The 22618-nt window shown below is 65.2% G+C and carries 26 protein-coding genes; 14 read left to right on the forward strand and 12 right to left on the reverse strand.

Translation table 11 applies throughout. The annotated features are described in order from the left end of the window. Window positions 1-224 precede the first annotated feature (224 nt). Window positions 225-932 carry an outer membrane protein gene (locus GL284_RS01205; protein WP_155042819.1) on the forward strand — a complete coding sequence of 236 codons (708 nt, stop codon included), beginning with the start codon at window positions 225-227 and terminating at the stop codon, window positions 930-932. A 69-nt stretch (window positions 933-1001) separates the two neighbouring features. Here the strand turns inward: GL284_RS01205 and GL284_RS01210 are convergent, their stop codons facing one another. Beyond that, window positions 1002-1703, reverse strand: coding sequence for a glutathione S-transferase C-terminal domain-containing protein (locus tag GL284_RS01210; protein WP_155042820.1), 702 nt, complete (start codon window positions 1701-1703; stop codon window positions 1002-1004). A gap of 97 nt (window positions 1704-1800) precedes the next feature. On the opposite strand from GL284_RS01210, the gene mscL reads away from it, so the two are divergent. Both mscL and GL284_RS01220 read left to right on the forward strand, forming a co-directional pair. After that, a complete protein-coding gene (gene mscL, locus GL284_RS01215; RefSeq protein WP_155042821.1) occupies window positions 1801-2241 on the forward strand; it encodes a large conductance mechanosensitive channel protein MscL in 441 nt (146 codons plus the stop codon). A 119-nt stretch (window positions 2242-2360) separates the two neighbouring features. Further along, a complete protein-coding gene (locus tag GL284_RS01220; RefSeq protein WP_155042822.1) occupies window positions 2361-2822 on the forward strand; it encodes an Lrp/AsnC family transcriptional regulator in 462 nt (153 codons plus the stop codon). Between the two features lie 70 nt (window positions 2823-2892). Here the strand turns inward: GL284_RS01220 and rpsU are convergent, their stop codons facing one another. After that, window positions 2893-3099, reverse strand: coding sequence for a 30S ribosomal protein S21 (rpsU, locus tag GL284_RS01225; protein WP_011748553.1), 207 nt, complete (start codon window positions 3097-3099; stop codon window positions 2893-2895). A 113-nt stretch (window positions 3100-3212) separates the two neighbouring features. Between rpsU and GL284_RS01230 the strand changes: the two genes are divergently transcribed. The 3 genes from GL284_RS01230 (at window position 3213) to GL284_RS01240 (ending at window position 5296) form a co-directional block, all read left to right on the forward strand. Beyond that, a complete protein-coding gene (locus GL284_RS01230) occupies window positions 3213-3890 on the forward strand; it encodes a COQ9 family protein (protein WP_155042823.1) in 678 nt (225 codons plus the stop codon). Further along, a complete protein-coding gene (locus GL284_RS01235; RefSeq protein ID WP_155042824.1) occupies window positions 3887-4876 on the forward strand; it encodes an NAD(P)H-quinone oxidoreductase in 990 nt (329 codons plus the stop codon). The genes GL284_RS01230 and GL284_RS01235 overlap by 4 nt, the downstream gene beginning before the upstream one ends. 90 nt (window positions 4877-4966) lie before the next feature. After that, window positions 4967-5296 (forward strand): TM2 domain-containing protein, encoded by a 330-nt coding sequence (locus tag GL284_RS01240; protein ID WP_155042825.1) that lies wholly within the window; start codon window positions 4967-4969, stop codon window positions 5294-5296. 57 nt (window positions 5297-5353) lie between these two features. Here GL284_RS01240 and pheS read toward each other — a convergent pair whose 3' ends face one another. The 7 genes from pheS to pyk form a co-directional block, all read right to left on the reverse strand. After that, window positions 5354-6436: a phenylalanine--tRNA ligase subunit alpha gene (pheS, locus tag GL284_RS01245; protein ID WP_155042826.1), complete on the reverse strand. Its 1083-nt coding sequence runs from the start codon at window positions 6434-6436 to the stop codon at window positions 5354-5356. A gap of 59 nt (window positions 6437-6495) precedes the next feature. Next, window positions 6496-6834, reverse strand: a complete 339-nt coding sequence (locus GL284_RS01250) for an arsenate reductase family protein (protein ID WP_155042827.1) — start codon at window positions 6832-6834, stop codon at window positions 6496-6498. A 32-nt stretch (window positions 6835-6866) separates the two neighbouring features. Beyond that, window positions 6867-8216, reverse strand: a complete 1350-nt coding sequence (locus GL284_RS01255; protein WP_155042828.1) for a cytochrome P450 — start codon at window positions 8214-8216, stop codon at window positions 6867-6869. A gap of 164 nt (window positions 8217-8380) precedes the next feature. Beyond that, a complete protein-coding gene (gene rplT, locus GL284_RS01260; protein ID WP_028721130.1) occupies window positions 8381-8740 on the reverse strand; it encodes a 50S ribosomal protein L20 in 360 nt (119 codons plus the stop codon). A 12-nt stretch (window positions 8741-8752) separates the two neighbouring features. Continuing rightward, entirely contained in the window at window positions 8753-8953 is a 201-nt protein-coding gene (gene rpmI / locus GL284_RS01265) for a 50S ribosomal protein L35 (protein WP_024843601.1), read from the reverse strand. A 108-nt stretch (window positions 8954-9061) separates the two neighbouring features. After that, window positions 9062-9478, reverse strand: coding sequence for a hypothetical protein (locus tag GL284_RS01270; RefSeq protein WP_155042829.1), 417 nt, complete (start codon window positions 9476-9478; stop codon window positions 9062-9064). 42 nt (window positions 9479-9520) lie between these two features. Next, window positions 9521-10966 carry a pyruvate kinase gene (gene pyk / locus GL284_RS01275; RefSeq protein ID WP_155042830.1) on the reverse strand — a complete coding sequence of 482 codons (1446 nt, stop codon included), beginning with the start codon at window positions 10964-10966 and terminating at the stop codon, window positions 9521-9523. Between the two features lie 122 nt (window positions 10967-11088). On the opposite strand from pyk, the gene GL284_RS01280 reads away from it, so the two are divergent. Then, on the forward strand, window positions 11089-11829 hold the full coding sequence (locus tag GL284_RS01280) for an N-formylglutamate amidohydrolase (RefSeq protein WP_155042831.1): 741 nt from the start codon (window positions 11089-11091) through the stop codon (window positions 11827-11829). Between the two features lie 26 nt (window positions 11830-11855). Here GL284_RS01280 and GL284_RS01285 read toward each other — a convergent pair whose 3' ends face one another. Together GL284_RS01285 and GL284_RS01290 are read right to left on the reverse strand one after the other, a co-directional pair. Next, complete coding sequence (locus GL284_RS01285; RefSeq protein ID WP_155042832.1) at window positions 11856-12341, reverse strand: MarR family winged helix-turn-helix transcriptional regulator; 486 nt, start codon at window positions 12339-12341, stop codon at window positions 11856-11858. Between the two features lie 439 nt (window positions 12342-12780). Next, on the reverse strand, window positions 12781-14982 hold the full coding sequence (locus tag GL284_RS01290) for a primosomal protein N' (protein ID WP_341870257.1): 2202 nt from the start codon (window positions 14980-14982) through the stop codon (window positions 12781-12783). Between the two features lie 252 nt (window positions 14983-15234). Between GL284_RS01290 and fsa the strand changes: the two genes are divergently transcribed. The 4 genes from fsa to GL284_RS01315 all read left to right on the forward strand — a co-directional run bounded on the left by fsa (window position 15235) and on the right by GL284_RS01315 (window position 18380). Then, window positions 15235-15888, forward strand: coding sequence for a fructose-6-phosphate aldolase (fsa, locus tag GL284_RS01300; protein ID WP_155042834.1), 654 nt, complete (start codon window positions 15235-15237; stop codon window positions 15886-15888). Next, window positions 15888-16598: a DUF484 family protein gene (locus tag GL284_RS01305; RefSeq protein WP_155042835.1), complete on the forward strand. Its 711-nt coding sequence runs from the start codon at window positions 15888-15890 to the stop codon at window positions 16596-16598. The genes fsa and GL284_RS01305 overlap by 1 nt, the downstream gene beginning before the upstream one ends. Beyond that, on the forward strand, window positions 16595-17533 hold the full coding sequence (locus GL284_RS01310) for a tyrosine recombinase XerC (RefSeq protein WP_155042836.1): 939 nt from the start codon (window positions 16595-16597) through the stop codon (window positions 17531-17533). Before GL284_RS01305 ends, GL284_RS01310 begins: the two co-directional genes overlap by 4 nt. Before the next feature lie 94 nt (window positions 17534-17627). Continuing rightward, entirely contained in the window at window positions 17628-18380 is a 753-nt protein-coding gene (locus GL284_RS01315; RefSeq protein WP_155042837.1) for a TSUP family transporter, read from the forward strand. 13 nt (window positions 18381-18393) lie between these two features. Here the strand turns inward: GL284_RS01315 and GL284_RS01320 are convergent, their stop codons facing one another. Next, window positions 18394-19380 carry an asparaginase gene (locus GL284_RS01320; RefSeq protein WP_155042838.1) on the reverse strand — a complete coding sequence of 329 codons (987 nt, stop codon included), beginning with the start codon at window positions 19378-19380 and terminating at the stop codon, window positions 18394-18396. A 150-nt stretch (window positions 19381-19530) separates the two neighbouring features. Between GL284_RS01320 and GL284_RS01325 the strand changes: the two genes are divergently transcribed. The 3 genes from GL284_RS01325 (at window position 19531) to GL284_RS01335 (ending at window position 22538) form a co-directional block, all read left to right on the forward strand. Next, the gene (locus GL284_RS01325; protein ID WP_155042839.1) at window positions 19531-20058 is read left to right on the forward strand and encodes an invasion associated locus B family protein; all 528 of its coding nucleotides are present in this window, start codon (window positions 19531-19533) and stop codon (window positions 20056-20058) included. A 119-nt stretch (window positions 20059-20177) separates the two neighbouring features. Beyond that, window positions 20178-21350: a dual-specificity RNA methyltransferase RlmN gene (gene rlmN, locus GL284_RS01330; protein ID WP_155042840.1), complete on the forward strand. Its 1173-nt coding sequence runs from the start codon at window positions 20178-20180 to the stop codon at window positions 21348-21350. Window positions 21351-21446: 96 nt separating this feature from the next. Further along, the gene (locus GL284_RS01335) at window positions 21447-22538 is read left to right on the forward strand and encodes a transglutaminase-like domain-containing protein (RefSeq protein ID WP_155042841.1); all 1092 of its coding nucleotides are present in this window, start codon (window positions 21447-21449) and stop codon (window positions 22536-22538) included. Window positions 22539-22618 lie beyond the last annotated feature (80 nt).

Here is a 22618-nt window from a genome sequence, read left to right on the forward strand (position 1 = left end):
CGGATTACGTGTCGCGATCGTTGCATCGGTCGCGACAATGTTACACAACTTCAGGATGAATGTTGCACAGGAGTCGCGCCCTTGCGCTGGTATTTCAACCATGTCGCTTGTTTTCTTGCAGCGGGCCCGGCCTGGACTTACCTGACGATCAGAACACTGTTTGCAAAGCCCTTATGCGCCGCCTTTCGCTGACGATTGGCCCGCTTTGCCTTAGGAGACTTATGATGATGAAGAAGATTGCCTTCGCGACCGCCTCTCTGACCATCGGCGCCTCCGCCGCCTATGCCGGTGGCTATGCTGCCCCGGTGGTCGAGCCTGTCGTGGCCCCCGTTGTGGTCGAAGCGCCGGTCGGTGACTGGCAGGGTGCCTATGGCGGTGTGACGCTGGGCTATGCCTTCAAGGGCGATGACCGCGTGGGCATCACCGATACCGCGACCGACAGCTTCCTTGGCGACATCGGCGAAGCCGAGCTGAAAGGCGCCAATGCCGGTCTGCGTCTGGGTTACCGCTGGCAGCGCGGCAACTGGGTGTTCGGTCCGGAACTGGGCATCGAAGGCGGCGACATCAAGGGCGACACCACCGGCATCACCGACAGCGGCTTCGCTGGCGAGATGGACTCGAAGGTCAACCACATGGTCGCGCTGCGCTTCAAGACCGGCTATGCCGTGCGCCCCGACATGCTGGTTTACGGCATCGCCGGTGTCGGCAGCATCGACGTGGATTATGAGCTGAACGGCCTCGAAGACAGCTTCAGCAAATCCGGCTATGTCGTCGGTCTGGGCGTTGAAAAGCAGATCAACGACAAATGGTCGGTGACCGGCGAATACGAATACGCCAACTTCGGCAAGGAAAAGCTGGAATTCGACGGCGTCACCACCGAAGCGACCCCGAAATACAACAACATCAAGGTCGGTGTGAACTTCCGCTTCTGATCGGCGGCAGCACCTGAAAACGACAAAGCCGGCACGATTGTGCCGGCTTTTGTTTTTGCGCGGGGGCGTTCAGGCAGCGCCGACCTCGATGCCGCGCTGAACGGCAGGGCGGGCCAGAAACCGTTCCAGATAGGCCTGAACATTGGCGAAACCGTCCATACCGGTTTCCTGTTCCGCCTGATAGTTGACCCGAACGGTGCGCAGCCAGGGCGCGACGGCCATGTCGGCGATGGAATATTCGCCGGTGATCCAGTCGCGGCCGTCAAGCTGACGGTCCAGCACGCCCAGAATGCGCCGCGCCTCATTGTAATAGCGGGTGCGGGGGCGCGGATCCTCGATCTCGGATCCCTTGTAGCGGTGGAAATAGCCGACCTGACCGAACATCGGCCCCAGCCCGCCCATCTGCCACATCAGCCACTGGATCGTGTGATACCGCGCCGCGCCCTCGGCGGGCAGGAACTGGCCGGTCTTGTCGCCCAGATAGATCAGCATCGCGCCGGTCTCGAACAGGCCGATCGGCTGCCCGCCCGGCCCGTTCGGGTCGATCATCGCAGGGATCTTGTTATTGGGGTTCAGCGACAGAAACTCGGGCGTGAACTGGTCTTCCGGGTCGCTGATGCTGATGCGATGGGCATCATAGGCCAGCCCGCATTCCTCAAGCATGACCGAGGTCTTGATGCCATTGGGCGTGTTCAGCGTGTAAAGCTGGATGACATCCGGCCGGACCGGCGGCCAACGGCGGGTGATCGCGAAATCGGAAAGATCTGCCATTTGGGAAACTATCCTGTCGTGTCTTTGCTGGATTTACACCGCATGATGTGCCCACTATGGCCCACGTCAGTCGGCATGTCTGAGAAAAGGTAAGCACATGATCAAGGAATTCAAGGAATTCATCGCCCGCGGCAACGTCGTTGATCTTGCGGTCGGTATCATCATCGGCGCGGCGTTCACGGCCATCGTCAACTCTCTGGTCGCCGACCTCATCAACCCGATCATCGGCCTGTTGACCGGCGGCACGGATTTCAGCGGCCATTACTTCGTGCTGAAGGGCGAGGTTCCGCCCGGTGCCAGCCTGCAAGCCGCGCGCAATACCGGCGCCTCGATCTTTGCATGGGGCTCGTTCATCTCGGCGATCATCAACTTCCTGATCATCGCATGGGCGGTCTTCCTGCTGGTGAAGGCAGTCAACAAGGTGCAAAGCAGCACCATGCGCAAGAAAGAGGCCGAGGAAGCTGCCGCCCCCGCCGGTCCCAGCCAGGAACAGCTGCTGATGGAAATCCGCGACGAGCTGCGCGCGCACCGCGTCTGATCGCCTACGGAGGTTCAGAACGGCGCGAGGCATCTTCGCGCCGTTTTCTTTTGCCTCTGCCGCAGCTAGACTGGCAGGACCTTCTGCAAAACCCGCAAAACGGCGCAAAGTATCCCCAGATGTCCGAGATTGACGCAACAGATCGCCGCATTCTGAACGCCCTGCAACGCGACGGGCGCATCACCAATGCCGATCTGGCGGCCAAGGTCGCGCTGTCCCCCAGCGCCTGCCACCGTCGCGTGCAGCGGCTGGAAGAGGTCGGGCTGATTCAGGGCTATGTCGCACTTCTGGATGCGCGCAAGCTGGAACGTCCGACCACGGTTTTCGTGGAAATCACCCTGTCCGGGCAGGCCGACGAATTGCTGGACGCCTTTGAAAAGGCGGTGCGCACGATTCCCGATGTTCTGGAATGTCACCTGATGGCCGGGTCCGCGGATTACCTGTTGAAGGTCGTCGCCGCCGATACCGACGATTTTGCCCGCATTCACCGCACGCGGCTGGCCAAGCTGCCCGGCGTGGCGCAGATGCATTCGTCGTTTTCGCTGAAAACCGTGGCTCAGACCACCGCCCTGCCTATATGACTGCCCTACCCATATAGAAAACCCCCGCACGCAGGGTGCGGGGGTTTTCAAAACGACTGTGTCGCTTGTCTTACAGTGCGCCTTCGCGTTGTGCCTTTTTACGGGCCAGCTTGCGGGCGCGGCGAACGGCCTCGGCTTTTTCACGAGCCTTCTTGACCGAGGGCTTCTCGAAATGCTGCTTCAGCTTCATCTCGCGGAACACCCCTTCACGCTGAAGTTTTTTCTTCAGGGCGCGAAGCGCTTGTTCGACGTTATTGTCGCGAACACTTACCTGCATGTGGTTGTCACCACCTTCCTAGGTTAGAGTTGATCGAAATTGCAGGACGCGACCTGATAACAGGGCGAATCGCGTTTGTCCAGAATTTCTGGACGCTGGAAAGGAGTATCGCCATGACAAGCGAACGGGACCGGTTGATCGACGCCGCCCTGAACCATGTGATCTTCGAGGGCATGGGCGACAAGGCCATCACCGCCGCCGCGCAGGAACTGGGCATGTCCGTCGAACTGGCACGGGTCTATCTGCCGCGCGGGGGTGCCGATCTGGCCGCCGCCTATCACCGCCGGGGCGATGCCGCCTTGCGCGAATGGCTGGCGACCAGCCCCTTGCAGGGGCGGTTCCGCGACCGGATCACCGATGCCGTGATGCATCGCCTGTCGCTGTCGGATCGCGAAATGGCGCGGGCCGGGGCGGTGATCCTTTCGCTGCCGCAGAATGCCGCGCTGGGGGCGCGGCTGATCTGGGAAAGCGCCGATGCGATCTGGGACGGGCTTGGCGACACCTCGGACGATGTGAACTGGTATTCCAAGCGCGCCACGCTGTCGACGGTCTATGGCGCGACGGTGCTGTATTGGCTGGGCGATGTCAGCCCGGATGCGGAAGACACCCGCGCCTTCCTTGAACGTCGGATCGAAGGTGTGATGCGCTTTGAAAAGATCAAGGGCCGCGTGAACGCCCTGCCCGGCATTTCAACGCTGTCATCGCTGGCGACCGGCTGGATCCGGCGTCCCGCACCCCGCCACGGACCCGGACGCGCGACGGCGCAGCCCTCGCACGGGGCCGACGCATGATCCCGCACGACATGCGCGCCGTTGAAATCACCGCCCCCGGCGATGCCGATGTGCTGAACCTGACCAGCCGGCCCGTGCCCGCTGCCGGCCATGGCCAGATCCTGATCCGTCTGGCGTGGGCGGGAGTGAACCGTCCCGACGTGCTGCAACGCGGCGGAACCTATGCGCCGCCGCCCGGCGCGTCCGATCTGCCCGGTCTGGAATGTTCCGGCACGGTCGCGGCCATCGGTCCGGGCGTCACCCGCTGGCGCGTCGGCGATCAGGTCTGCGCGCTACTGCCCGGCGGCGGCTATGCCGAATATGCCACCTGCCCCGAGGCGCATGCCCTGCCGATCCCGCAGGGCCTGTCGCTGCGCGACGCGGCCGCTCTGCCCGAGACCGCCTTTACCGTCTGGTCCAATATCGTCACCCGCGGCGGCCTGACAGCGGGTGAGCGGTTTCTGGTGCATGGCGGATCGTCTGGCATCGGCACCATGGCGATACAGGTGGCGCGGGCGCTTGGCGCGCAGGTATTTGCCACCGCAGGCTCGGACGAGAAATGCGCCGCCTGCGCCGCCTTGGGCGCACAGGCGATCAACTACCGCGAACAGGATTTCGTTTCGGTGCTGAACAAGGCGGGCGGGGCGCAGCTTATTCTGGACATGGTGGGCGGCGACTATATCCCGCGCAACATCAAGGCTTTGGCGGATGAAGGGCGGTTGGTCATGATCGCGTTTCTGGGGGGGGCAAAGGCTGAACTGAACTTTGCCCAGATCATGATGCGGCGGCTGGTGGTGACGGGATCGACGCTGCGCCCGCAATCGGATGCCGCCAAGGCCGCGATCGCCGCCGAATTGCAGGATCGGCTGTGGCCGCTGGTTCAGTCCGGCGCGGTCCGCCCGCTGATCGACAGCTGTTTTCCACTGGAAAAGGCTGCCGACGCCCATCGCCGCATGGAAAGCAGCGGGCATATCGGTAAGATCATGCTGGAGGTGGCGGGGGGTTAGCGCCGTTAACCGGATATCCATTCTTATCCCTGACAATGACGGGCGCTGAGCCTATGGTTCGCTCCGTCATTTCAAAAGGATAGGTTACCCATGTCGCTTGATACCCAGCAGCAGATGCTGATCGAACAACGCGTCGGCAACGACGCCAAATCGCCGCTTCTGGCCTATCTGCTGCTGATCTTTGTCGGCGGTCTGGGTGTCCACCGCTTCTATCTTGGCCGCACGGGATCGGGCATCGCGATGCTGGTGCTGGCGATCCTTGGCGCCGTCACGCTGCCCATCGGCGTCGGGCTGTTGCTGCTGGCCGTGCTGGGCATCTGGATGCTGGTCGATCTGTTCCTGATCCCCGGCATGGTCAACAAACAGCGCGATGAGATGCGGCGGATGCTGCAATCCGAATACGCCATCCGCAATGCCTGAGCGCGGCAAACCTGCGACGATCATTTTACGTCGCAGGTTGATCAGGGCTGTGCTGCGTTAACGCGACAGACCGCCTGCGACGCTGGGCACATCCCCCGCCGCAAAGCCGTAATGCCGCAGCCAGCGCAGGTCGCTTTCAAAGAAGGCGCGCAGGTCGGGAATGCCGTATTTCAGCATGGCAATCCGGTCGATCCCCATGCCAAAGGCAAAGCCCTGCCATTGATCGGGGTCGATCCCGCCTGCCGCCAGCACCTTGGGATGCACCATGCCCGAGCCCAGGATCTCCAGCCACGAATTGCCCTGCCCGATGGTCAGCTTGCCGCCTTCCCACGAACAGCGGATATCCACCTCGGCCGAGGGTTCGGTGAACGGGAAGTGGCTGGCACGGAAGCGCAGCTCGACCTCATCGACCTCGAAAAACGCGCGGCAGAACTCCTCAAGCGTCCATTTCAGGTTCGCCATCGAGATATCCTTGCCAAGGGCCAGCCCCTCGACCTGATGGAACATCGGCGCGTGGGTCTGGTCCATGTCCATGCGGTAAACCCGGCCCGGCGCGATCACGCGGATCGGCGCGCCGGTTGCCTGCATGGCGCGGATCTGCACCGGCGAGGTATGGGTCCGCAGCACATGCGGCGGACGCAGATCGCCTTCGGCGCGGGCCATGAAGAAGGTGTCGTGTTCCTGCCGCGCGGGGTGTTCCGGCGGGATGTTCAGCGCATCGAAGTTGAACCAGTCCGATTCGATCTGCGGCCCTTCGGCCACGCGAAAGCCCATATCGGCAAAGATCGCGGTGACTTCCTCGGTCACCTGGCTGACCGGATGGATGCTGCCTTGCGGGCGCGGGCGGCCCGGCAGGGTCACGTCCAGCCATTCATCCTTCAGCCGGGCATCAAGGGCCGCGTCCTCCATCCCCTGCTTGCGGGCCCGCAGCGCGGTGTCGACCTCATCACGCAGCCGGTTCAGCTCGGCACCGCGGGTCTGGCGCTCTTCGGGCGACATGCGGCCCAGTTCCTTCATCATGCCGCTGATCTCGCCCTTTTTGCCAAGGGCGGCCAGCCGCACCGCCTCAAGCGCATCGCCATCGGCAGCGCCCGAGATGCGTTCAAGATAGGACTGGCGAAGGGTGGTCAGATCGGACATGTCGGCTTTCCTTGCGGTTCCCGCGCGGATTAGCACGCGCAGCCGCAGGGGAAAAGCCTTCAGCGGGTCAAGGTCTGGGTCAGCAGATCGATCGGACGGCACAGCCGCACCCCGCCGGGGCCGCAGACAAAGGGCCGCTCGACCAGCACCGGGTCGGCGATCATGGCGGCGATGATCGCCTCATCCCCGGCGTCGCGCAATTCCTTCGCGGCGGCTTCCTTGATGCGCAGCGCCTGACGCGGGGTCAGACCGGCGGCGCTGAACAGCCCCCAAAGCTGGCCGCGCGTCCAGCCGTCCTGCAGATAGTCCACGACCACCGGATCATGCCCGGCATCGCGGATCATCTTCAGCACATTACGCGAGGTCGAACAGTTGGGCTTGTGATAAATCGTAATCATGGCGCGACATTAGCCTGCGGAAGGACTGCGGTTCAAGCGCGCGGCGCGACGCGCAGCCAGACCCCGCCATGCGGACGCAGGGTCAGGATCATGCGCGGTTCGGGCTGGCGCGCGGTCAGCGAAAACCGCAGGCGCGCAACCAGCGTGGCCAGAATGATCACCGCCTCTTGCAAGGCAAAGCTGGCGCCGATGCAGATGCGGGGACCGGCCCCAAAGGGCAGGAAGGCGAAGCGGTCGCGTTCGACCCCCGGCGCGAAACGGTCGGGATCGAAGCGGTCGGGATCGTCCCACAGCATGTGGTGGCGGTGCAGCGCATAAATCGGCAGCACGATGGTATCGCCGGGCCGCACCTCGCGCCCGCCCAGCCGGTCGTGGATGCGCGATGTGCGCGACAGAAAGGCGGCGGGCGGATAAAGGCGCAGGGCCTCTTCGACGATCTGCCGGATATAGGTCAGATGCGGCACATCCGCCGCGGTGGCGGCGCGCGCGCCCAGGACCGCGCGGGCCTCGATGGCCGCGCGGTCCTGCACCTCGGGATCGAAGGCCAGCAGATACAGCGCCCATGCCAGCGTCAGGGCCGTGGTCTCGTGCCCGGCGACGATGAAGGTCAGCAGGTTGTCGCGCAGCTCCGCCCCCGACATGCGGCGTTGGGTCTCGGGGTCCATCCCCGCCCGCAAGAGGTCCAGCAGGTCCGGCACCTGACGCGGCCCGGTCCGCGCCCGCGCCCGGATCGCCTCATCTGCCACGCGCTTCATCCGCCGCAGATCGCCGCCCGAACTCAGCCGCCCCAGACGCGGCACCCAGCGCGGCGCGCCGATGATATCCAGAACCGAGACCTTCGCCGCCCCGGCAATATAGGCGTCGATCGCGCCATGCACCGCGTCGCGGTCAAAGCCCTCATCCCCCGAAAACGTCACGTCCGAGATCACATCGAAGGTCGCGGCCACGGTTTCTGCAAAGACATCGACCTCGCCGCCCTGCGCCAGCCTGCGGCTGGAGGCCTCGGCGGCGGCGGTCATCACCGGACCCAGCGCCTCGACATTTCGTTGCGCAAAGGCCGGTGCGGCGGCGCGGCGCTGCCAGCGCCAATGCGCACCCTCGGCCACGAACAGCGACTGACCGATCGCGGGTTCAAGGATCAACTGCGTGATCAGCGATTTCGGATAATCCTCGACCCGGTCCTTCAGCACGATGCGCAGCGCGTCCGGGTCCATGACCATATGCCAGCGCAAGCCCGTGCGCCCCGACACCATCGGCTGTCGCAAGGCCAGCTCCGGGATCAGTTCCAGCACATTGCGCCGCGCCAGCAAGGCCGTGCCGATCACGCCCAAGGGCTTGCGGTTCAGGCGGATGCGGGCGGGATAGCGGGGATCGTCGGTCATCAGGATGAAGGGCGCAGAGGCGGCGAAGGTTCCCCCAGCGGATCACCACGGCTTGCGGAATTCAACCCCGCACGCGTGTTGCAACGCCGATGACACCCGTCGCCGCAGAATGAAAAAACCCGCGCCAAGGCGCGGGTTTCGCTATTCCGGTCTGTTGCCAGAAATCAGGCGGCAGCTTTTGCCTGAGCGACGACGGCAGCGAATGCCTCGGGCTCATGCACGGCCAGATCGGCCAGAACCTTGCGGTCCACCTCGATCCCGGCTTTCGCCAGAGCCGCGATGAAGCGCGAATAGGTCATTTCCGCATCGACCGCGCGCACGGCGGCGTTGATGCGCTGGATCCACAGGGCGCGGAAGTTGCGCTTGCGCGTCTTGCGGTCGCGCGTGGCGTATTGGTTCGCCTTGTCGACCGCCTGCGTGGCGGTGCGGAAGTTGCGCGAACGGTTGCCGTAATAGCCTTTTGCCGCGTCAAGAACCTTCTTGTGGCGGGCGTGGGTGACTTTACCCGATTTGACTCGTGCCATATCCGGTTCTCCTTAGCGGTTGTAAGGCATGTATTTCTTGACGATCTTCGCGTCCGCATCGGACAGGATCATGGTCCCGGTCACATCGCGGATGAATTTCGTCGAGCGCTTGATCATGCCGTGGCGCTTGCCAGCCGGGCCAGCTTTCACTTTGCCCGAGGCCGTCATCGAGAACCGCTTTTTCGCGGCCGATTTGGTCTTCATCTTCGGCATTTTACTCTCCTTGCGGTCAGAGTGAACGCACGACTCGGCAATGCCATATCGGCCGGCCGCGCGGGTGGAAGGGCGCCCTATACGCGGGCGCCGCGAAATTGGCAAGCCTTATTGCGCGGGCTGCGCAGCTTCAGGCGTGGCGGCGGGGGCTTCGACGCCGGGCGCTGCAGGCTCGGCCTCGGGATTGGCCTCCCCGCCATTGCCCTGCATCGGGGCCTGCGGCGCGGGTTCCGAAGCGGCGGGCGCATCCGTCGCGCCCTGATCTTCGGTCACGGCCGCGGGCGGCACGGTGATGCTGCCCGTGCCGAAGCTTTCACCGCTGACCAGACGCTGCCACGACTGGCCAAGGCTTTCGATGCCGAAAGGCCGTTCGTCCAGCGCGCTGCCCGCAAACAACGCCACGATGCCCAGCACCAGCGTCACAGCCGCGCCGCGCGGCGCTTCGGTGCGAAGCAGCGACACCACCGCCCAGAGGACCGAGATCACGCACAGCGCGACACCCGCCAGCAACAGAAGGTCGATCATTCCGAAACCCTTTCGGTAAGCAGATCCATTCGGATCAAGGGCCTATTCCGGATCGGTGCGATAGATCAAGCGTTCGTCGCAAGGGGCGATGCGCAGGATGTTCGTCGTGCCCGTCTGGTTGAAGGGCACGCCCGCCATGACGACAATCTGGTTCGTTTCATTGGCAAAGCCGAAATCGCGCGCCGCCTTGGCCGCATTGACCACCGCCTGCTTGAACCGCGCCAGTTCCGGGGTCAGCACGCAATGCGTCCCCCATGTCAGGCACAGCCGCCGCAGCGTTTCCGCCTCGGAGGTCAGGGCGATGATCGGCACGCGCGGGCGTTCGCGCGCCGTCAGGCTGACCGTGGTCCCCGACGAGGTATAGGCGCAGATCGCGGAAATATCGGTCGTCTCGGCAATCTCGCGGGCGGCGGCGACGATGGCATCGGCGACGGTCTGGCGCTTGGCCACGCGCGAGCTTTCGATGATTTCCAGATAGGTCGGGTCCGATTCGACCGAGCGGGCGACGTTGTCCATCGTCGCCACCGCCTCGATCGGATAGGCCCCGGCGGCACTTTCAGCCGACAGCATGATCGCATCCACGCCCTCATAGATGGCGGTCGCCACGTCCGACACCTCGGCGCGGGTCGGCATCGGGCTTTCGATCATCGATTCCAGCATCTGCGTTGCGACGATCACCGGCTTTGCCGCCGCGCGGCAGGCCCGCGTCAGGCGCTTCTGGATCGGCGGCACGGAATGCACCGGCAATTCCACACCCAGATCGCCCCGCGCCACCATGATCCCGTCCGAGACCTTCAGGATTTCGCTGAAGGCGCGCACGGCGGCAGGTTTTTCGATCTTGGAGAGGATCGCGGCGCGGCCCTTGGCCAGCTCGCGCGCCTCGATCACGTCCTCGGCGCGCTGGACAAAGGACAGCGCCAGCCAGTCCACGCCCAGCTCGCAGGCGAATTCCAGATCGTCGCGGTCCTTGTCCGACAGCGCGGCCAGCGGCAGCACGACATCCGGGACGTTCACGCCCTTGCGGTTCGAGATGGGGCCGCCCGCCGTCACCACGCAATCGGCGAAATCCTGTCCGCAGGTTTCCACGCGCAGACGGATCTTGCCATCATTGACCAGCAGTTCCGCACCGGGTTCCAGCGCGGCGAAAATCTCGGGATGGGGCAGTTGCACGCGGGTTTCGGTGCCGGGCGTGTCGTCCAGATCAAAGCGGAACGACTGGCCGTTCTGCAGGTCATGCGGGCCATTGGCGAACGCGCCCACGCGCAGCTTCGGCCCCTGCAGATCGGCCAGCACTGCGATGGGGCGCCCCGATTCGCGTTCGACACGGCGAATGATGTCATAGCGCGCGCGCTGTTCGTCATGGGTGCCGTGGCTCATGTTCAGGCGGAACACGTCCGCGCCCGCCTCGAACAGCGCGCGGATGGTGGTGAAATCGCTGGAGGACGGGCCCAAAGTTGCAACGATCTTGACCTTGCGATGGCGTCTCATACGAATTTCTCCTTCGCTGTTTGCGCTAGCATCCGCTGTATAGCCGTTTTGTCTGCCGGACGGCAACTGGCTGACATGTCAGGCCTTGCAGTATTCAATGCCCCATGCAAGGCAAAGAAACCATGACGGAACCGGCTTTTACAATCATCGGGGCGGACCGCCCCTCGCGTTGGCTGATGACCTGCGATCATGCCACCAATCGCGTGCCCGAATGGATCAATGGCGGCGATCTGGGTATAGCCCCCGAAGATATGGCCCGCCACATCGCCTATGACGTGGGCGCGGCGGGGCTGACGCGCAAACTGGCGCAGCGCCTTGATGCCCCGGCGATTCTTTCGGATTTCTCGCGCCTGGTGATCGACCCGAACCGGGGCGAGGATGACCCGACCCTGCTGATGCGCATCTATGACGGCACGGTGATCCCCGCAAATCGCGACGCGGATCTGGCCGAGCGGGAACGGCGGCTGAACCTGCTTTATCGCCCCTATCACGCGGCCTATGCCGATCTGGCCGACCGCCATCCCCGGCGGGCGATCTGCGCCATCCACAGCTTTACCCGCCAATTGCGCGGACGCCCGCGCCGCCCGTGGTCGGTGGGGGTGCTGTATTCGCATATCGACGAACGGGTCGGCCCGGCGCTGATCCGCGAATGCCGCGAGATGGGCTGGATCACCGGCGACAATGAACCCTATTCCGGCCATCTGCAGGGCGACGCGATCGACCGGCACGCGCTTGTGCCGGGGCGTCCGAATGTGCTGATCGAGATTCGCAACGACCTGATCGAGGATGAGGCCGGGCAAGAGCTTTGGGCCGAGCGGCTGGCCGGCATCCTGCGCGGTTTTCTGGACCGTCACGGGCTTTGACCGTCACGGGCTTTGACCGGCCAAGCCTAGCCCGGGCGCTGTTCGTTGCGCTCGGCGTGATCGGTCAGATTGCGGCGCAGGCGGTGCATCTGATGGGTCAGCCGCGCCAATTCTTTCACGGAAAGTCCCGTGGCCTTGTTGACGCGGGGCAGGATATCTGTGGCCCGGTCCTGCATCGCGCGCCCGGTCTGGGTCAGATGGATCAGCACGCGCCGTTCATCGGCCGTGTCGCGGCGGCGTTCGATCAGCCCCATGCCTTCAAGGCGTTTCAGCATGGGCGTTAGCGTGTTGGTTTCCAGCGCGACCTGATCGCCCAATGTGCCGATGGTGATGCCATCCTGCGCCCAAAGCACGATCATCGCGACATATTGCGGATAGGTCAGACCCAGCGGCTGAAGCTGCTGGCGATAGACGCGGTTGAACGCCATTCCTGCGGTATAGGTGGCAAAGCAAAGCTGCGCGTTCAGAATCTGCGGCGCGTCGGCCGGATATGTGTGATGTTCGCTTTCCATGCCTCAGAAGGTGCATCGCCCGCGATCTGATCGCAAGCAGATCAAACTTTTGATTTTCCTAAATATTTAAGAAAATCCCACACAGGAAACCCGCCCGCCGCACAGGAAAACGCCGCCCGGAGGCGTGGCAAGGGCAGCGCGGCGCAGATCCGGGCCTATGGTGTTCACGAAAATTAGATCGCGCGGCACTCTATCGCGCATTGACCAATATGTCTGGTGGACGTATAGCAGCCGCAATCCAGATGCCTGATGAAGTTCTGCTTGCTGACGCGGTCGTTTCGCCTGTCGACAGCCATCCCGCGTCCGGCCATAAGTTGTTAAAAAGTCGTATGTTTCTGTTTTAAGTGGTTCCAGACGCGAAGGCAGTTTTGCCTTCCTCAGCCCGGCAAGCTGCCCAGCTTGCCGGGTTTAATTTTGGGCTGTCGCGCCGCACAAATGTCTAGAAAAAACTTTGCGGATCGATATCGACCGACAGGCGCAGATTTGTCGGCGGCTTGGGCGCCAGCGCCAGCCAGTCGCGAATGGCGCTTTGCACCGGAGCCTGACGCGGCGCGCGCACCAGCATCCGCACCCGCACCCGGCCCCTGATGCGCGCAATCGGCGCGGGCGCAGGGCCGAAAAGCTCGGCCCCGATGGCCTGCAGCGGCCCGCTGCGCTGTGCCATGGCGCGGGCGTAATCCTCGACCACCGGCTGATCGGGATGCGACAGGATGATGCCCGCCAGTCGGCCGAAAGGCGGCATGCCCGCCGATTGACGCGCCGCCGCCTCGGCATCCCAGAAGGCTTCGTCCTGACCCGACAGGATGGCGCGGATCACCGGATGATCGGGCTGGTGGGTCTGCAACAGGGCCAGCCCGCGCGCGCCGCCGCCCTCGCGCCCGGCGCGGCCCGCGACCTGCCGCATCAGCTGAAAGCTGCGCTCGGCCGCGCGCAGATCGGCGCCTTGCAGCCCCAGATCGGCGTCGATCACCCCCACCAGCGTCAGGCGCGGAAAGTTGTGCCCCTTGGCCACCAGCTGCGTGCCGATGATGATGTCGGTTTCGCCCGCGCCGATTTCGGCAATCGCCTCTTTCAGCGCCCGCGCGCTGCCGAACAGATCCGAGGACAGCACGCTGGCGCGGGCATCGGGGAAACGCTCGGCCACTTCCTCGGCCAGCCGCTCGACCCCCGGCCCGACGGCGACCATCTTGCCTTCGACGCCGCAGGCCGGGCAGGCCGTGGGAATGGGCTTCGTCGCGCCGCATTGGTGGCAGACAAGGCGGTTCTGGAAGCGATGCTCGACCATGCGGGCGTCGCATTGATCGCAACCGACCTGCTGGCCGCAGGCCCGGCAGGCGGTGATCGGCGCATAGCCGCGCCGGTTCAGAAACAGCAGCGACTGTTCGCCCCGCGCCTTGCGGGCACGGATTTCCTCGGCAAGGCGCGGGCTGATCCAGCGGCCCTTCTCCATCTCGGCCGCGCGCAGGTCGATGGTCCCCATCTCGGGCAGCTCTGCCGAACCGTAGCGCGCCCGCAGATCGACCCGCGCATATTTCCCCGCCGCCGCATTCACCCAGCTTTCGACCGAGGGCGTGGCCGAGGCCAGCACGACCTGCGCCCCCCCGATGCTGGCGCGCAGCACGGCCATGTCGCGGGCGCTGTAGAACACCACGTCTTCCTGCTTGTAGCTGCCGTCATGTTCCTCATCGACGATGATCAGCCCCAGATCGGCAAAGGGCAGAAACAGCGCCGAGCGTGCGCCGACGACCATGCCGACATGATGGGTGGCCGACATCATCCACAGCCGCCGCCGCTCGGAGCGGGTGATGCCGGAATGCCATTCGCCGGGCTGCGCGCCAAACCGCGCCTCGACCCGGGCCAGAAACTCGGCCGACAGCGCGATCTCGGGCAGCAGCACCAGGGCCTGCCGCCCCTGGCGCAGACATTCGGCCACCGCCTCCAGATAAACCTCGGTCTTGCCCGAGCCGGTGACCCCCCGCAGCAGCGTCGTGCCATAGCGGCGCGTGCGCAGCGCCGCGCGCAACTGCTCGGCGGCCTCGGCCTGATCGGCGGCCAGCGGCTTGCCGGGCAGGTCCGGATCCAGCCGGGGATAGGGCAGATCGCGCGGGGCCAGCACCTCGGCCAGCGTGCCCGCCTTGACCAGCCCCTGCACCACGCTGCCGCTGACACCGGCAAGCTGCGCCAGTTCCGCGGGGGCAAACCCCGCGCCGCCATGATCGTCGATCACGCGCAGCACGGCCTCGCGGGCATCGGTCATCCGCGCGGGCGGCGGACCCGCGCGGTGGATGATGCGGCGCGCCTGCGGCGGCTGGTCCAGATCGGGCGCGCGCGTCGCCATCCGCAGCATCGAGGGCAGCGGCGTCAGGGTATATTCCGCCATCCGCTCCAGAAACTCGATCATCTCGGGCGACAGCGGCGGCGCATCGACCAGCCGGGCGACCGGGCGCAGCTTGGCCATGTCGAAATCGCCCATGCCGGTGCCCCAGACCGCGCCCATCACCCGGCGCGGCCCCAGCGGCACGACGACCAGCTGCCCCAGACGGACGCCGCCCTCGGGCGCCAGATAATCCAGCACACCGACGACTTCCTGCGTCAGCACGGCGATGCGCGCGCCATGGGGAAAGAACAGCGGCCGGCTCACAGGGGCAAAAGCCCCAGCCAGATCAGCACCAGCAGCGGCAGATTGCCGGCGATCAGCGGCCCCGCCGCCAGAATCGGCACCAGATCGGTCAGGCCGGGCTGAATGGCTTCCATGGCAAGATCGTCCCCTGAAACGGCCCCCGCCTTGTGCCATGGGCCACACAGCGACCGCAAGGCGGCAGCCCCGCCCTTCCCGCGCGCCATGTTATGCGCTAAACCGCTCGGCAAAGCCGCAAAGCAAGGGTTCACCCGTATGAAATTCTTCGTCGATACCGCAGATGTCGCCGCCATTCGCGAACTGAACGATCTGGGCATGGTGGATGGTGTGACCACCAACCCCTCGCTGATCCTGAAATCGGGCCGCGACATTGCCGAAGTCACCAAGGAAATCTGCGACATCGTGTCGGGCCCGGTCAGCGCCGAGGTCGTCGCCGCCAACGCCGACGACATGATCCGCGAAGGCAAGCATCTGGCCAAGATCGCCTCGAACATCACCGTCAAGGTGCCGCTGACCTGGGACGGGCTGAAGGCCTGCAAGGTGCTCAGCTCGGAAGGCCACATGGTCAACGTCACGCTGTGCTTCAGCGCCGCGCAGGCCATTCTGGCCGCGAAAGCCGGTGCAACCTTCATCAGCCCCTTCATCGGGCGTCTGGACGACATCAACCTCGACGGGATGCAACTGATCGAGGACATCCGCACCATCTATGACAATTACAGCTTCGAGACGCAGATTCTGGCCGCCTCGATCCGTTCGGTGAACCACATCACCGACGCCGCCCGCGTCGGCGCCGATGTCATCACCGCGCCGCCCGCCGTCATCAAGGGCATGGTGAACCACGTTCTGACCGACAAGGGACTGGACCAGTTCAACGCCGACTGGGCGAAAACCGGCCAGAAGATCGGCTGATGTCGGACGCGGCGCCCCAAACGCCCGACCTGACCGATGAGATGCGCAGGCGGCTGCTTGCGCATCCCGAACTGATCCTTGCCGATCGCGACCTGATGCGCGCCCTGATCGGCGCGCGCGAGGCGGATCTGGGCGACAATGTGATCGACATCCGCGGCCGCGCCATGCAGGCGCTGGAATCGCGGCTGGACCGGCTGGAACAGGCGCATGAATCGGTGATCTCGGCGGCCTATGACAATCAGTCGGGCATGAACACCATCCACCGCGCCGTGCTGTCCCTGCTGGAGCCGGTGGATTTCGAGGGGTTTCTGGAAAACCTCGAAATCAGCGTGGCGCCGATTCTCAAGGTCGAAACCCTGCGGCTGATCATGGAATCGGGCAGCCCGAAGGCCGACCCTTCGGGGCCGCTGAACATCGTGACGACGGGCACGGTGGCCGAACTCATCTCGGGCGGCAGACGCGCGCCGCGCGGCGATGACATCATCCTGCGCCGCGCCGCCAGCGAAACACAGCCGTTCCACGGCGATGCCCGCGTCGCCATCCGGTCCGAGGCGCTGGTGCCCATCGACCTTGGCCCCGGCCGCTTCCCGGCGCTGCTGCTGATGGGATCGGGCGATGTCGGGCGCTTTTCGGCGGCACATGGCACGGACCTTCTGCGCTTTTTCGGGCAGGCCTTCCGGCTGGTCCTGATCTCGTGGCTCAGGGAATGACCCAGGGCATCACGCCCCTTGCCCTTGCGCCTCTGATGGCCGATCAGTTGGCCCGCTTTCTGGAAACCGAGCGCAGCACCCGCGACCGCTCGGACAATACCATCCGCGCCTATCAGGCCGATCTGCTGGCCTTTCTGGCCTTCATCGGCGGCCATCACGGCACGCCCGCCCTGCCCGCGACGCTGGGACAGCTGACGCAATCGGACATGCGCGCCTTCGCGGCTGCGGAACGCGCGCGCGGCCTGTCGGCCCGGTCGCTGGCACGGCGCATGTCGGCCACGCGCAGCTTCATCCGCTGGATGTCGGACAGGCACGGCTTTGACGCCTCCAGGGCGCTGGCGGCACGCAACCCGCGCTTCGCCCGCTCGCTGCCCCGGCCGCTGGCCGTCGAACAGGCGCAGGATCTGCTGAACCTCGCCGCCGAAGCCCATCCCGAAGCATGGATCGCCGCCCGCGACGCTGCGGCGCTGACCCTGCTTTACGGCTGCGGCCTGCGCATCTCCGAGGCGCTGTCCTTGAACGGCGCCGACTGGCCGCTGCGCGAGGCGCTGACCATCCGCGGCAAGGGCGGCAAGGAACGGCAGGTCCCGGTCCTGCCGGTGGCCCGCGATGCCATCGCCGCCTATCTGGACCTCTGCCCCTATCCGCTGGAACGCGAGGCGGCGCTGTTTCGCGGCGCGCGCGGCGGACGGCTGAACCCGTCGGTGCTGGATACCGCCATGCGCAACCTGCGCCAGTCACTGGGCCTGCCGGCCAGCGCCACGCCGCATGCGCTGCGCCATTCCTTCGCCACGCATCTTCTGGCAGCGGGCGGCGATCTGCGCACGATTCAGGAACTGCTCGGCCATGCCAGCCTGTCCACCACGCAGGTCTATACCGGGGTCGATGACGCGCATCTGCTGACCGTCTACCGCGCCGCGCATCCACGGGGCTGAACGCCCGGCCTCCTTGTTTTTCAAATACCCATGCGGAGGCCTGCAACCCGAACCCGGCTTTACAATCGGGCAGAGCCGCCGCAACAGTCGGATCATGCCGGAACTCCACCTCATCCTCATGCTCATGGGCGCGGCTTTCGCTGCGGGCTTCGTCGATGCCATCGCGGGCGGCGGCGGGCTGATCACCGTGCCGGCGCTGATGCTGGCAGGCGTTCCGCCCGCGCAGGCGCTGGCCACGAACAAGATCCAGGGGGTCTTCGGCACCGCAACGGCGGCGCTGTCCTATGCCCGGCGCGGCCTCGTGGATCTGCGCGCCCAAAGGACCCAGGCGGCGGTGGCCTTCGCGGGCGGCCTCACGGGCGCGATCTGTGTCACGGCCCTGCCCACGGACCTGCTGCGCTATGTCCTGCCGGTGGTGCTGATCGGGATCGCCATCTTCTTTGCGCTGAAACCCGGCCTGAACGACACGGACCGCGCCAGACGCATGGCACCGGCGCTGTTCACCGCCACCGTCGTCCCCGCCATCGCCTTTTACGACGGCCTGCTGGGCCCAGGGGCCGGAGCGTTCCTGATGCTGGGCTTCGTCATGCTGGCGGGATACGGCATCCTGAAGGCCACGGCGCATACGAAACTGCTGAACTTCGCCTCGAACCTTGGCGGTCTGGTGGCCTTCGCCTTCGTCGGCAAACCGCTCTGGCTGCTGGGTCTGGCCATGGCCGCCGCGCAGATCGCCGGGGCCACGCTTGGCGCGCGGCTTGCCATGCGGATCGGCGCGCGCGTCATCAAGCCGCTTCTGGTGCTGACCTCGACGGGGCTCGCGCTGCGACTGATCTGGCAGATGCTCTGAGCCTCAGACCCGCTCAGGTCGGAAACCCGTCCGCGCGGCGCAATTCGCCGGTCACCCGCCCGCGCCAGTTCGTCTGCGGCCCGGTCAGATATTCGGCGACGACCGGCGCATCGGCGGCCAGCAGCCCCAGATGCAGCAAAACCGCCACGATCGCCGCTTCCGAGGCGCGGGTCGCACCATCCGCCACCTTCAGCGCGAGACCCAGTCCGCGCTCGGGTGCAATCGCCACGAACACCCCCTCTGCCCCGGTCTTGACCGCGACCTTGCCCGCCATGGCGCGCATCAACGCGGTGCAGGCACGCCCCTCGCCCGCGACCAGTTCGGGATGGGCCAGCATCGCCTCGACCAGCCGCTGCTGCGCCTGGCCGCGCAGCCCGGCCTCGGGTGCGGCGAACCCGGCCATGGCGCGGGCCAGACCCTCGACGGTGCAGGCGAAATTCGGGGCCGAACAGCCGTCGATCCCCCAGCCCGACGCCACTTCGCCCGTCACCTCCTCGAAGGCCTGCCGGACGGCTTTCTGCACGGGATGGTCGATCTCGACATAATCGGGCCCGGCGCGCAGATGGCGCGTCAGCGTCAGAAACCCCGGATGCTTGCCCGAGCAGTTGTTATGCGCCTGACAGGGATCGGCATCCGAACAGCACAGCCGCTTCTTCTCTGCCGGATCGCGCGGCATATGGCTGCCGCAACGCAAATCAGCGTCGCCAAGACCCAGACCCGAAAGCCACGCCTCGACCCGGTCCACATGGATGCGCGCGCCATTGTGGCTGGCACAGGCCAAGGCCAGTTGCTCGGTCCCCAGACCGGCGGCATCGGCCGCACCGCTTTCGATCAGCGGCAGTGCCTGCACCATCTTGCACGAGGATCGCGGAAAGATCACCGCGCCGGGATTGCCCCATGCCTCGACGATGCCGCCCTTGTCGGCGATGACCACATGGCCCAGATGGCGGCTTTCCATCAGACCGCCGCGCCACAATTCCACCAGTTTCGCTGCTGTCATGGGTCGTTTTCCTCTGACAATCGCGCGATTTTCCTGCATCAGGGGTTTTTCACGCCGGGTTTTTCGAATTATCCTGATAACAGATGGTTGAAAATACCACATCTATCAGCAACAAGCCGGGATAACCGGACCATGGCAGGAGGCCAGAGCATGTTGAAATCCGCGCCGCGCGTGGCGGCGGCAGCCACCGCATTCGCAATTGCGCTTACCGCGCCCGCATTCGCGCAGGACTCGACCAACGTGATTGGCTCCGAGGGCGACTGGACCGCATTTTCGGCAAACAGCCCCAAGGAATGCTGGGCCGTTTCGGCGCCGAAATCCACACAGAACACCGATAGCAGCGGAAACCCGCGCGAAGTGACCCGGGGCGATATCCGCCTGTATGTCGCCTATCGTTCGGGCGGCGCGGGCGAGGTGTCGTTCTCGGGCGGCTATCCCTTCGCACCGGATTCGGCGGTCGACGTGAATGTCGGCGGCCAGATGTTCAAGATGTTCACCGATGGCGAAAGCGCGTGGACCGGATCGCCTGCCGAAGACGGCAAGCTGGTTTCGGCACTGCGGGCCGGTTCCTCGGTCGTTATCACCGGGCGCTCGGCGCGCGGCACGGTGACCAAGGACACGTTCAGCCTGTCGGGCATCACCGCCATGACCAATCAGGCACAAGCCGCCTGCAAATAAGGCCACCCGGCCACATTCGCGGAAAAAACACCGGACAGGGGCCTTGCGCCCCTGTTTCCTTTTTGCGCCATTTGCCCTATATAGGCTGCTTGCCACATCCGCCCGGACCCCGCCCAGCCATGAACGCCCCCATTTCGCAAGACTATCTGACCGTGCCGCGCAAGCTGCCCTTGTCGGCCCTGACCAATATCGTCGGCCTGACGCGCGATCAGCTGCGCGACGCGCTGGTGGCCGCCGGCACGCCCGAAAAGCAGGCCAAGATGCGCGTGGGCCAGATCTGGCAATGGGTCTATCACTGGGGCGTGCGCGACTTTGCGCAGATGACCAACCTTGCCAAGGATTACCGCGCCTTTCTGGCCGAACGGTTCGAGATCTCGGTCCCGGAAATCGTCACGCGTCAGGTCAGCGCCGATGGCACGCGCAAGTATCTGCTGCGCATCGCCGGCGGGCATGAGGTGGAAACCGTCTATATCCCCGAAGAATCGCGCGGCACGCTGTGCATCTCCAGTCAGGTCGGCTGCACGCTGACCTGTTCGTTCTGCCACACCGGCACACAGAAACTGGTGCGCAACCTGACGGCGGGCGAAATTGTCGGTCAGGTCATGGTGGCGCGCGACGATCTGGGCGAATGGCCACAGCCCGGCGCGCCCAAGGACGAAACCCGTCTGGTCAGCAACGTCGTGCTGATGGGCATGGGTGAACCGCTGTACAATTTCGACAATGTGCGCGACGCGATGAAGGTGGTGATGGACGGCGAAGGCATCAGCCTGTCGCGCCGCCGCATCACGCTCTCGACCAGCGGCATCGTGCCGGAAATCGCCAAGACGGCCGAGGAAATCGGCTGCCTTCTGGCCGTCTCGTTCCACGCCACCACCGATGAGACCCGCAACAAGCTGGTGCCGGTGAACAAGAAGTGGAACATCGAAACCCTGCTGGGCGCGCTGCGGGAATATCCGCGCCTGTCCAATTCCGAACGCATCACCTTTGAATATGTGATGCTGGACGGCGTGAACGACAGCGACGCCGATGCCCGCCGTCTGGTCAGGCTGATCCAGGGCATCCCGGCCAAGATCAACCTGATCCCGTTCAACGAATGGCCCGGCGTCGAATACAAGCGCAGCAGCTGGGAACGGATCGAGGCTTTTGCCGACATCGTGCACAAGGCCGGTTACGCCTCGCCCATCCGCACCCCGCGCGGCGAGGATATCATGGCCGCCTGCGGCCAGCTGAAATCCGCGACCGAGCGTGGCCGCAAGTCGGCAGCCCAAATCGCGGCAGAAGCCAGCGCCTGAATGCCTTGAGCCCTTGGGCAATCGGTCCTAGCATCGGGTTCGTGTGGCAGGTCCGCCCTGCCTTGCGTAATCCAAGCCACGCAAAGGATCGGAAACATGACGGCTCAGCCCCGACGCAACTTCCTGAAACTGGCCCTTGCTGCGGGGATCGCCCCCGCACTGGGCCTGCCCCGCGCAGCTTATGCCACCGAAGCCCGAACCTTCGCGCCGCAGGTCAGCGACTGGCAGGATCACGGCATCGTGACACGGGTGAATATGCCCGGCGGCAAGCCCGCGCAGATCTGGTTGCCGGTGCCCGCGCTGGACAATGACTGGCAGCGCAGCGTCTCGAACGACTTCACCGGCAATGCCACCAGCGCCCGGATCGTCACCGCCCCCGGCGGGGCTGCATGGCTTTATGCCCGGTTCGAGGGCAATGGCCCGGCCCAGCTGGAACTGACCAGCCGCGTCCAGACCCGCAACCGCGTCATCGACTGGCAGAACCCGACGAACCCCATCGAAGATCCCGCTGTGCTGCAAGCCGCCCTGTCGCCTTCGGGCATGAAGCCGCTGGACGGCATCGTCGCACAGCACGCGGCAAAGATCACCGCGGGCGCCGCAAGCGATGTGGACAAGGTGCGCGCGATCTATGCGTGGATCGTGGCGCATTGCTATCGCAACATGGATACCGCCGGTTGCGGTCCGGGCGATGCTGTGGCCACCCTGACCAGCGCCGGTCTGGGCGGCAAATGCGCTGATCTGAATGGGCTTTTCGTGGCGCTGGCCCGCGCCTCGGGTGTGCCTGCCCGCGACATCTATGGCGTGCGGGTCGCGCCTTCGGCCTTTGGCTTCAAGCAGCTTGGCGCCAACAGCGCCAGCCTGACCGGCGCGCAGCATTGCCGGTCGGAAGTGTGGCTGTCGGGCTTTGGCTGGGTGGCGATGGATCCTGCCGACGTGCTGAAGGTCATGCGCGCGGAAACCGACACATGGATCAAGGATCCCGCCGATCCGCTGGTGACGCAGGTCAATGCGGCGCTGTTTGGCAATTGGGAAGGCAACTGGGTCGGCTATAACACCGCCGAGGATCTGCGCCTGACCGATACCGACCAGCCCCTGCCCTTCCTGATGTATCCGCAGGCCCAGATCGATGGCCAGCGCCGCGACGAGCTGGACGCCAAGGCCTTCGCCTACCAGATCAGCACGCTGTAAGCACAGGCGCCGCCGGGCGATCACGTTCGGCGGCGCGGCTGGGCTGGTCTCAGCCGATCCTTGCCCCCCGCCTCGCGCCG

The organism is Paracoccus shanxieyensis (assembly GCF_009711265.1).
In the GTDB taxonomy this organism is placed as follows: domain Bacteria; phylum Pseudomonadota; class Alphaproteobacteria; order Rhodobacterales; family Rhodobacteraceae; genus Paracoccus; species Paracoccus shanxieyensis.

Excerpts from the sequence above, each read along its gene's own strand:
- GL284_RS01310 (WP_155042836.1), top strand. The coding sequence starts at position 16,595 with ATGACCCAGGGCATCACGCCCCTTGCCCTTGCGCCTCTGATGGCCGAT.
- GL284_RS01285 (WP_155042832.1), bottom strand. The coding sequence starts at position 12,341 with ATGGAAAGCGAACATCACACATATCCGGCCGACGCGCCGCAGATTCTG.
- GL284_RS01230 (WP_155042823.1), top strand. The coding sequence starts at position 3,213 with ATGACAAGCGAACGGGACCGGTTGATCGACGCCGCCCTGAACCATGTG.
- pyk (WP_155042830.1), bottom strand. The coding sequence starts at position 10,966 with ATGAGACGCCATCGCAAGGTCAAGATCGTTGCAACTTTGGGCCCGTCC.
- GL284_RS01240 (WP_155042825.1), top strand. The coding sequence starts at position 4,967 with ATGTCGCTTGATACCCAGCAGCAGATGCTGATCGAACAACGCGTCGGC.
- GL284_RS01315 (WP_155042837.1), top strand. The coding sequence starts at position 17,628 with ATGCCGGAACTCCACCTCATCCTCATGCTCATGGGCGCGGCTTTCGCT.
- GL284_RS01270 (WP_155042829.1), bottom strand. The coding sequence starts at position 9,478 with ATGATCGACCTTCTGTTGCTGGCGGGTGTCGCGCTGTGCGTGATCTCG.
- pheS (WP_155042826.1), bottom strand. The coding sequence starts at position 6,436 with ATGTCCGATCTGACCACCCTTCGCCAGTCCTATCTTGAACGCATCTCG.
- GL284_RS01250 (WP_155042827.1), bottom strand. The coding sequence starts at position 6,834 with ATGATTACGATTTATCACAAGCCCAACTGTTCGACCTCGCGTAATGTG.
- GL284_RS01205 (WP_155042819.1), top strand. The coding sequence starts at position 225 with ATGATGAAGAAGATTGCCTTCGCGACCGCCTCTCTGACCATCGGCGCC.
- rplT (WP_028721130.1), bottom strand. The coding sequence starts at position 8,740 with ATGGCACGAGTCAAATCGGGTAAAGTCACCCACGCCCGCCACAAGAAG.
- GL284_RS01280 (WP_155042831.1), top strand. The coding sequence starts at position 11,089 with ATGACGGAACCGGCTTTTACAATCATCGGGGCGGACCGCCCCTCGCGT.
- fsa (WP_155042834.1), top strand. The coding sequence starts at position 15,235 with ATGAAATTCTTCGTCGATACCGCAGATGTCGCCGCCATTCGCGAACTG.
- GL284_RS01320 (WP_155042838.1), bottom strand. The coding sequence starts at position 19,380 with ATGACAGCAGCGAAACTGGTGGAATTGTGGCGCGGCGGTCTGATGGAA.
- rlmN (WP_155042840.1), top strand. The coding sequence starts at position 20,178 with ATGAACGCCCCCATTTCGCAAGACTATCTGACCGTGCCGCGCAAGCTG.
- GL284_RS01210 (WP_155042820.1), bottom strand. The coding sequence starts at position 1,703 with ATGGCAGATCTTTCCGATTTCGCGATCACCCGCCGTTGGCCGCCGGTC.
- rpmI (WP_024843601.1), bottom strand. The coding sequence starts at position 8,953 with ATGCCGAAGATGAAGACCAAATCGGCCGCGAAAAAGCGGTTCTCGATG.
- GL284_RS01305 (WP_155042835.1), top strand. The coding sequence starts at position 15,888 with ATGTCGGACGCGGCGCCCCAAACGCCCGACCTGACCGATGAGATGCGC.
- GL284_RS01335 (WP_155042841.1), top strand. The coding sequence starts at position 21,447 with ATGACGGCTCAGCCCCGACGCAACTTCCTGAAACTGGCCCTTGCTGCG.
- GL284_RS01220 (WP_155042822.1), top strand. The coding sequence starts at position 2,361 with ATGTCCGAGATTGACGCAACAGATCGCCGCATTCTGAACGCCCTGCAA.
- GL284_RS01325 (WP_155042839.1), top strand. The coding sequence starts at position 19,531 with ATGTTGAAATCCGCGCCGCGCGTGGCGGCGGCAGCCACCGCATTCGCA.
- GL284_RS01235 (WP_155042824.1), top strand. The coding sequence starts at position 3,887 with ATGATCCCGCACGACATGCGCGCCGTTGAAATCACCGCCCCCGGCGAT.
- rpsU (WP_011748553.1), bottom strand. The coding sequence starts at position 3,099 with ATGCAGGTAAGTGTTCGCGACAATAACGTCGAACAAGCGCTTCGCGCC.
- mscL (WP_155042821.1), top strand. The coding sequence starts at position 1,801 with ATGATCAAGGAATTCAAGGAATTCATCGCCCGCGGCAACGTCGTTGAT.
- GL284_RS01255 (WP_155042828.1), bottom strand. The coding sequence starts at position 8,216 with ATGACCGACGATCCCCGCTATCCCGCCCGCATCCGCCTGAACCGCAAG.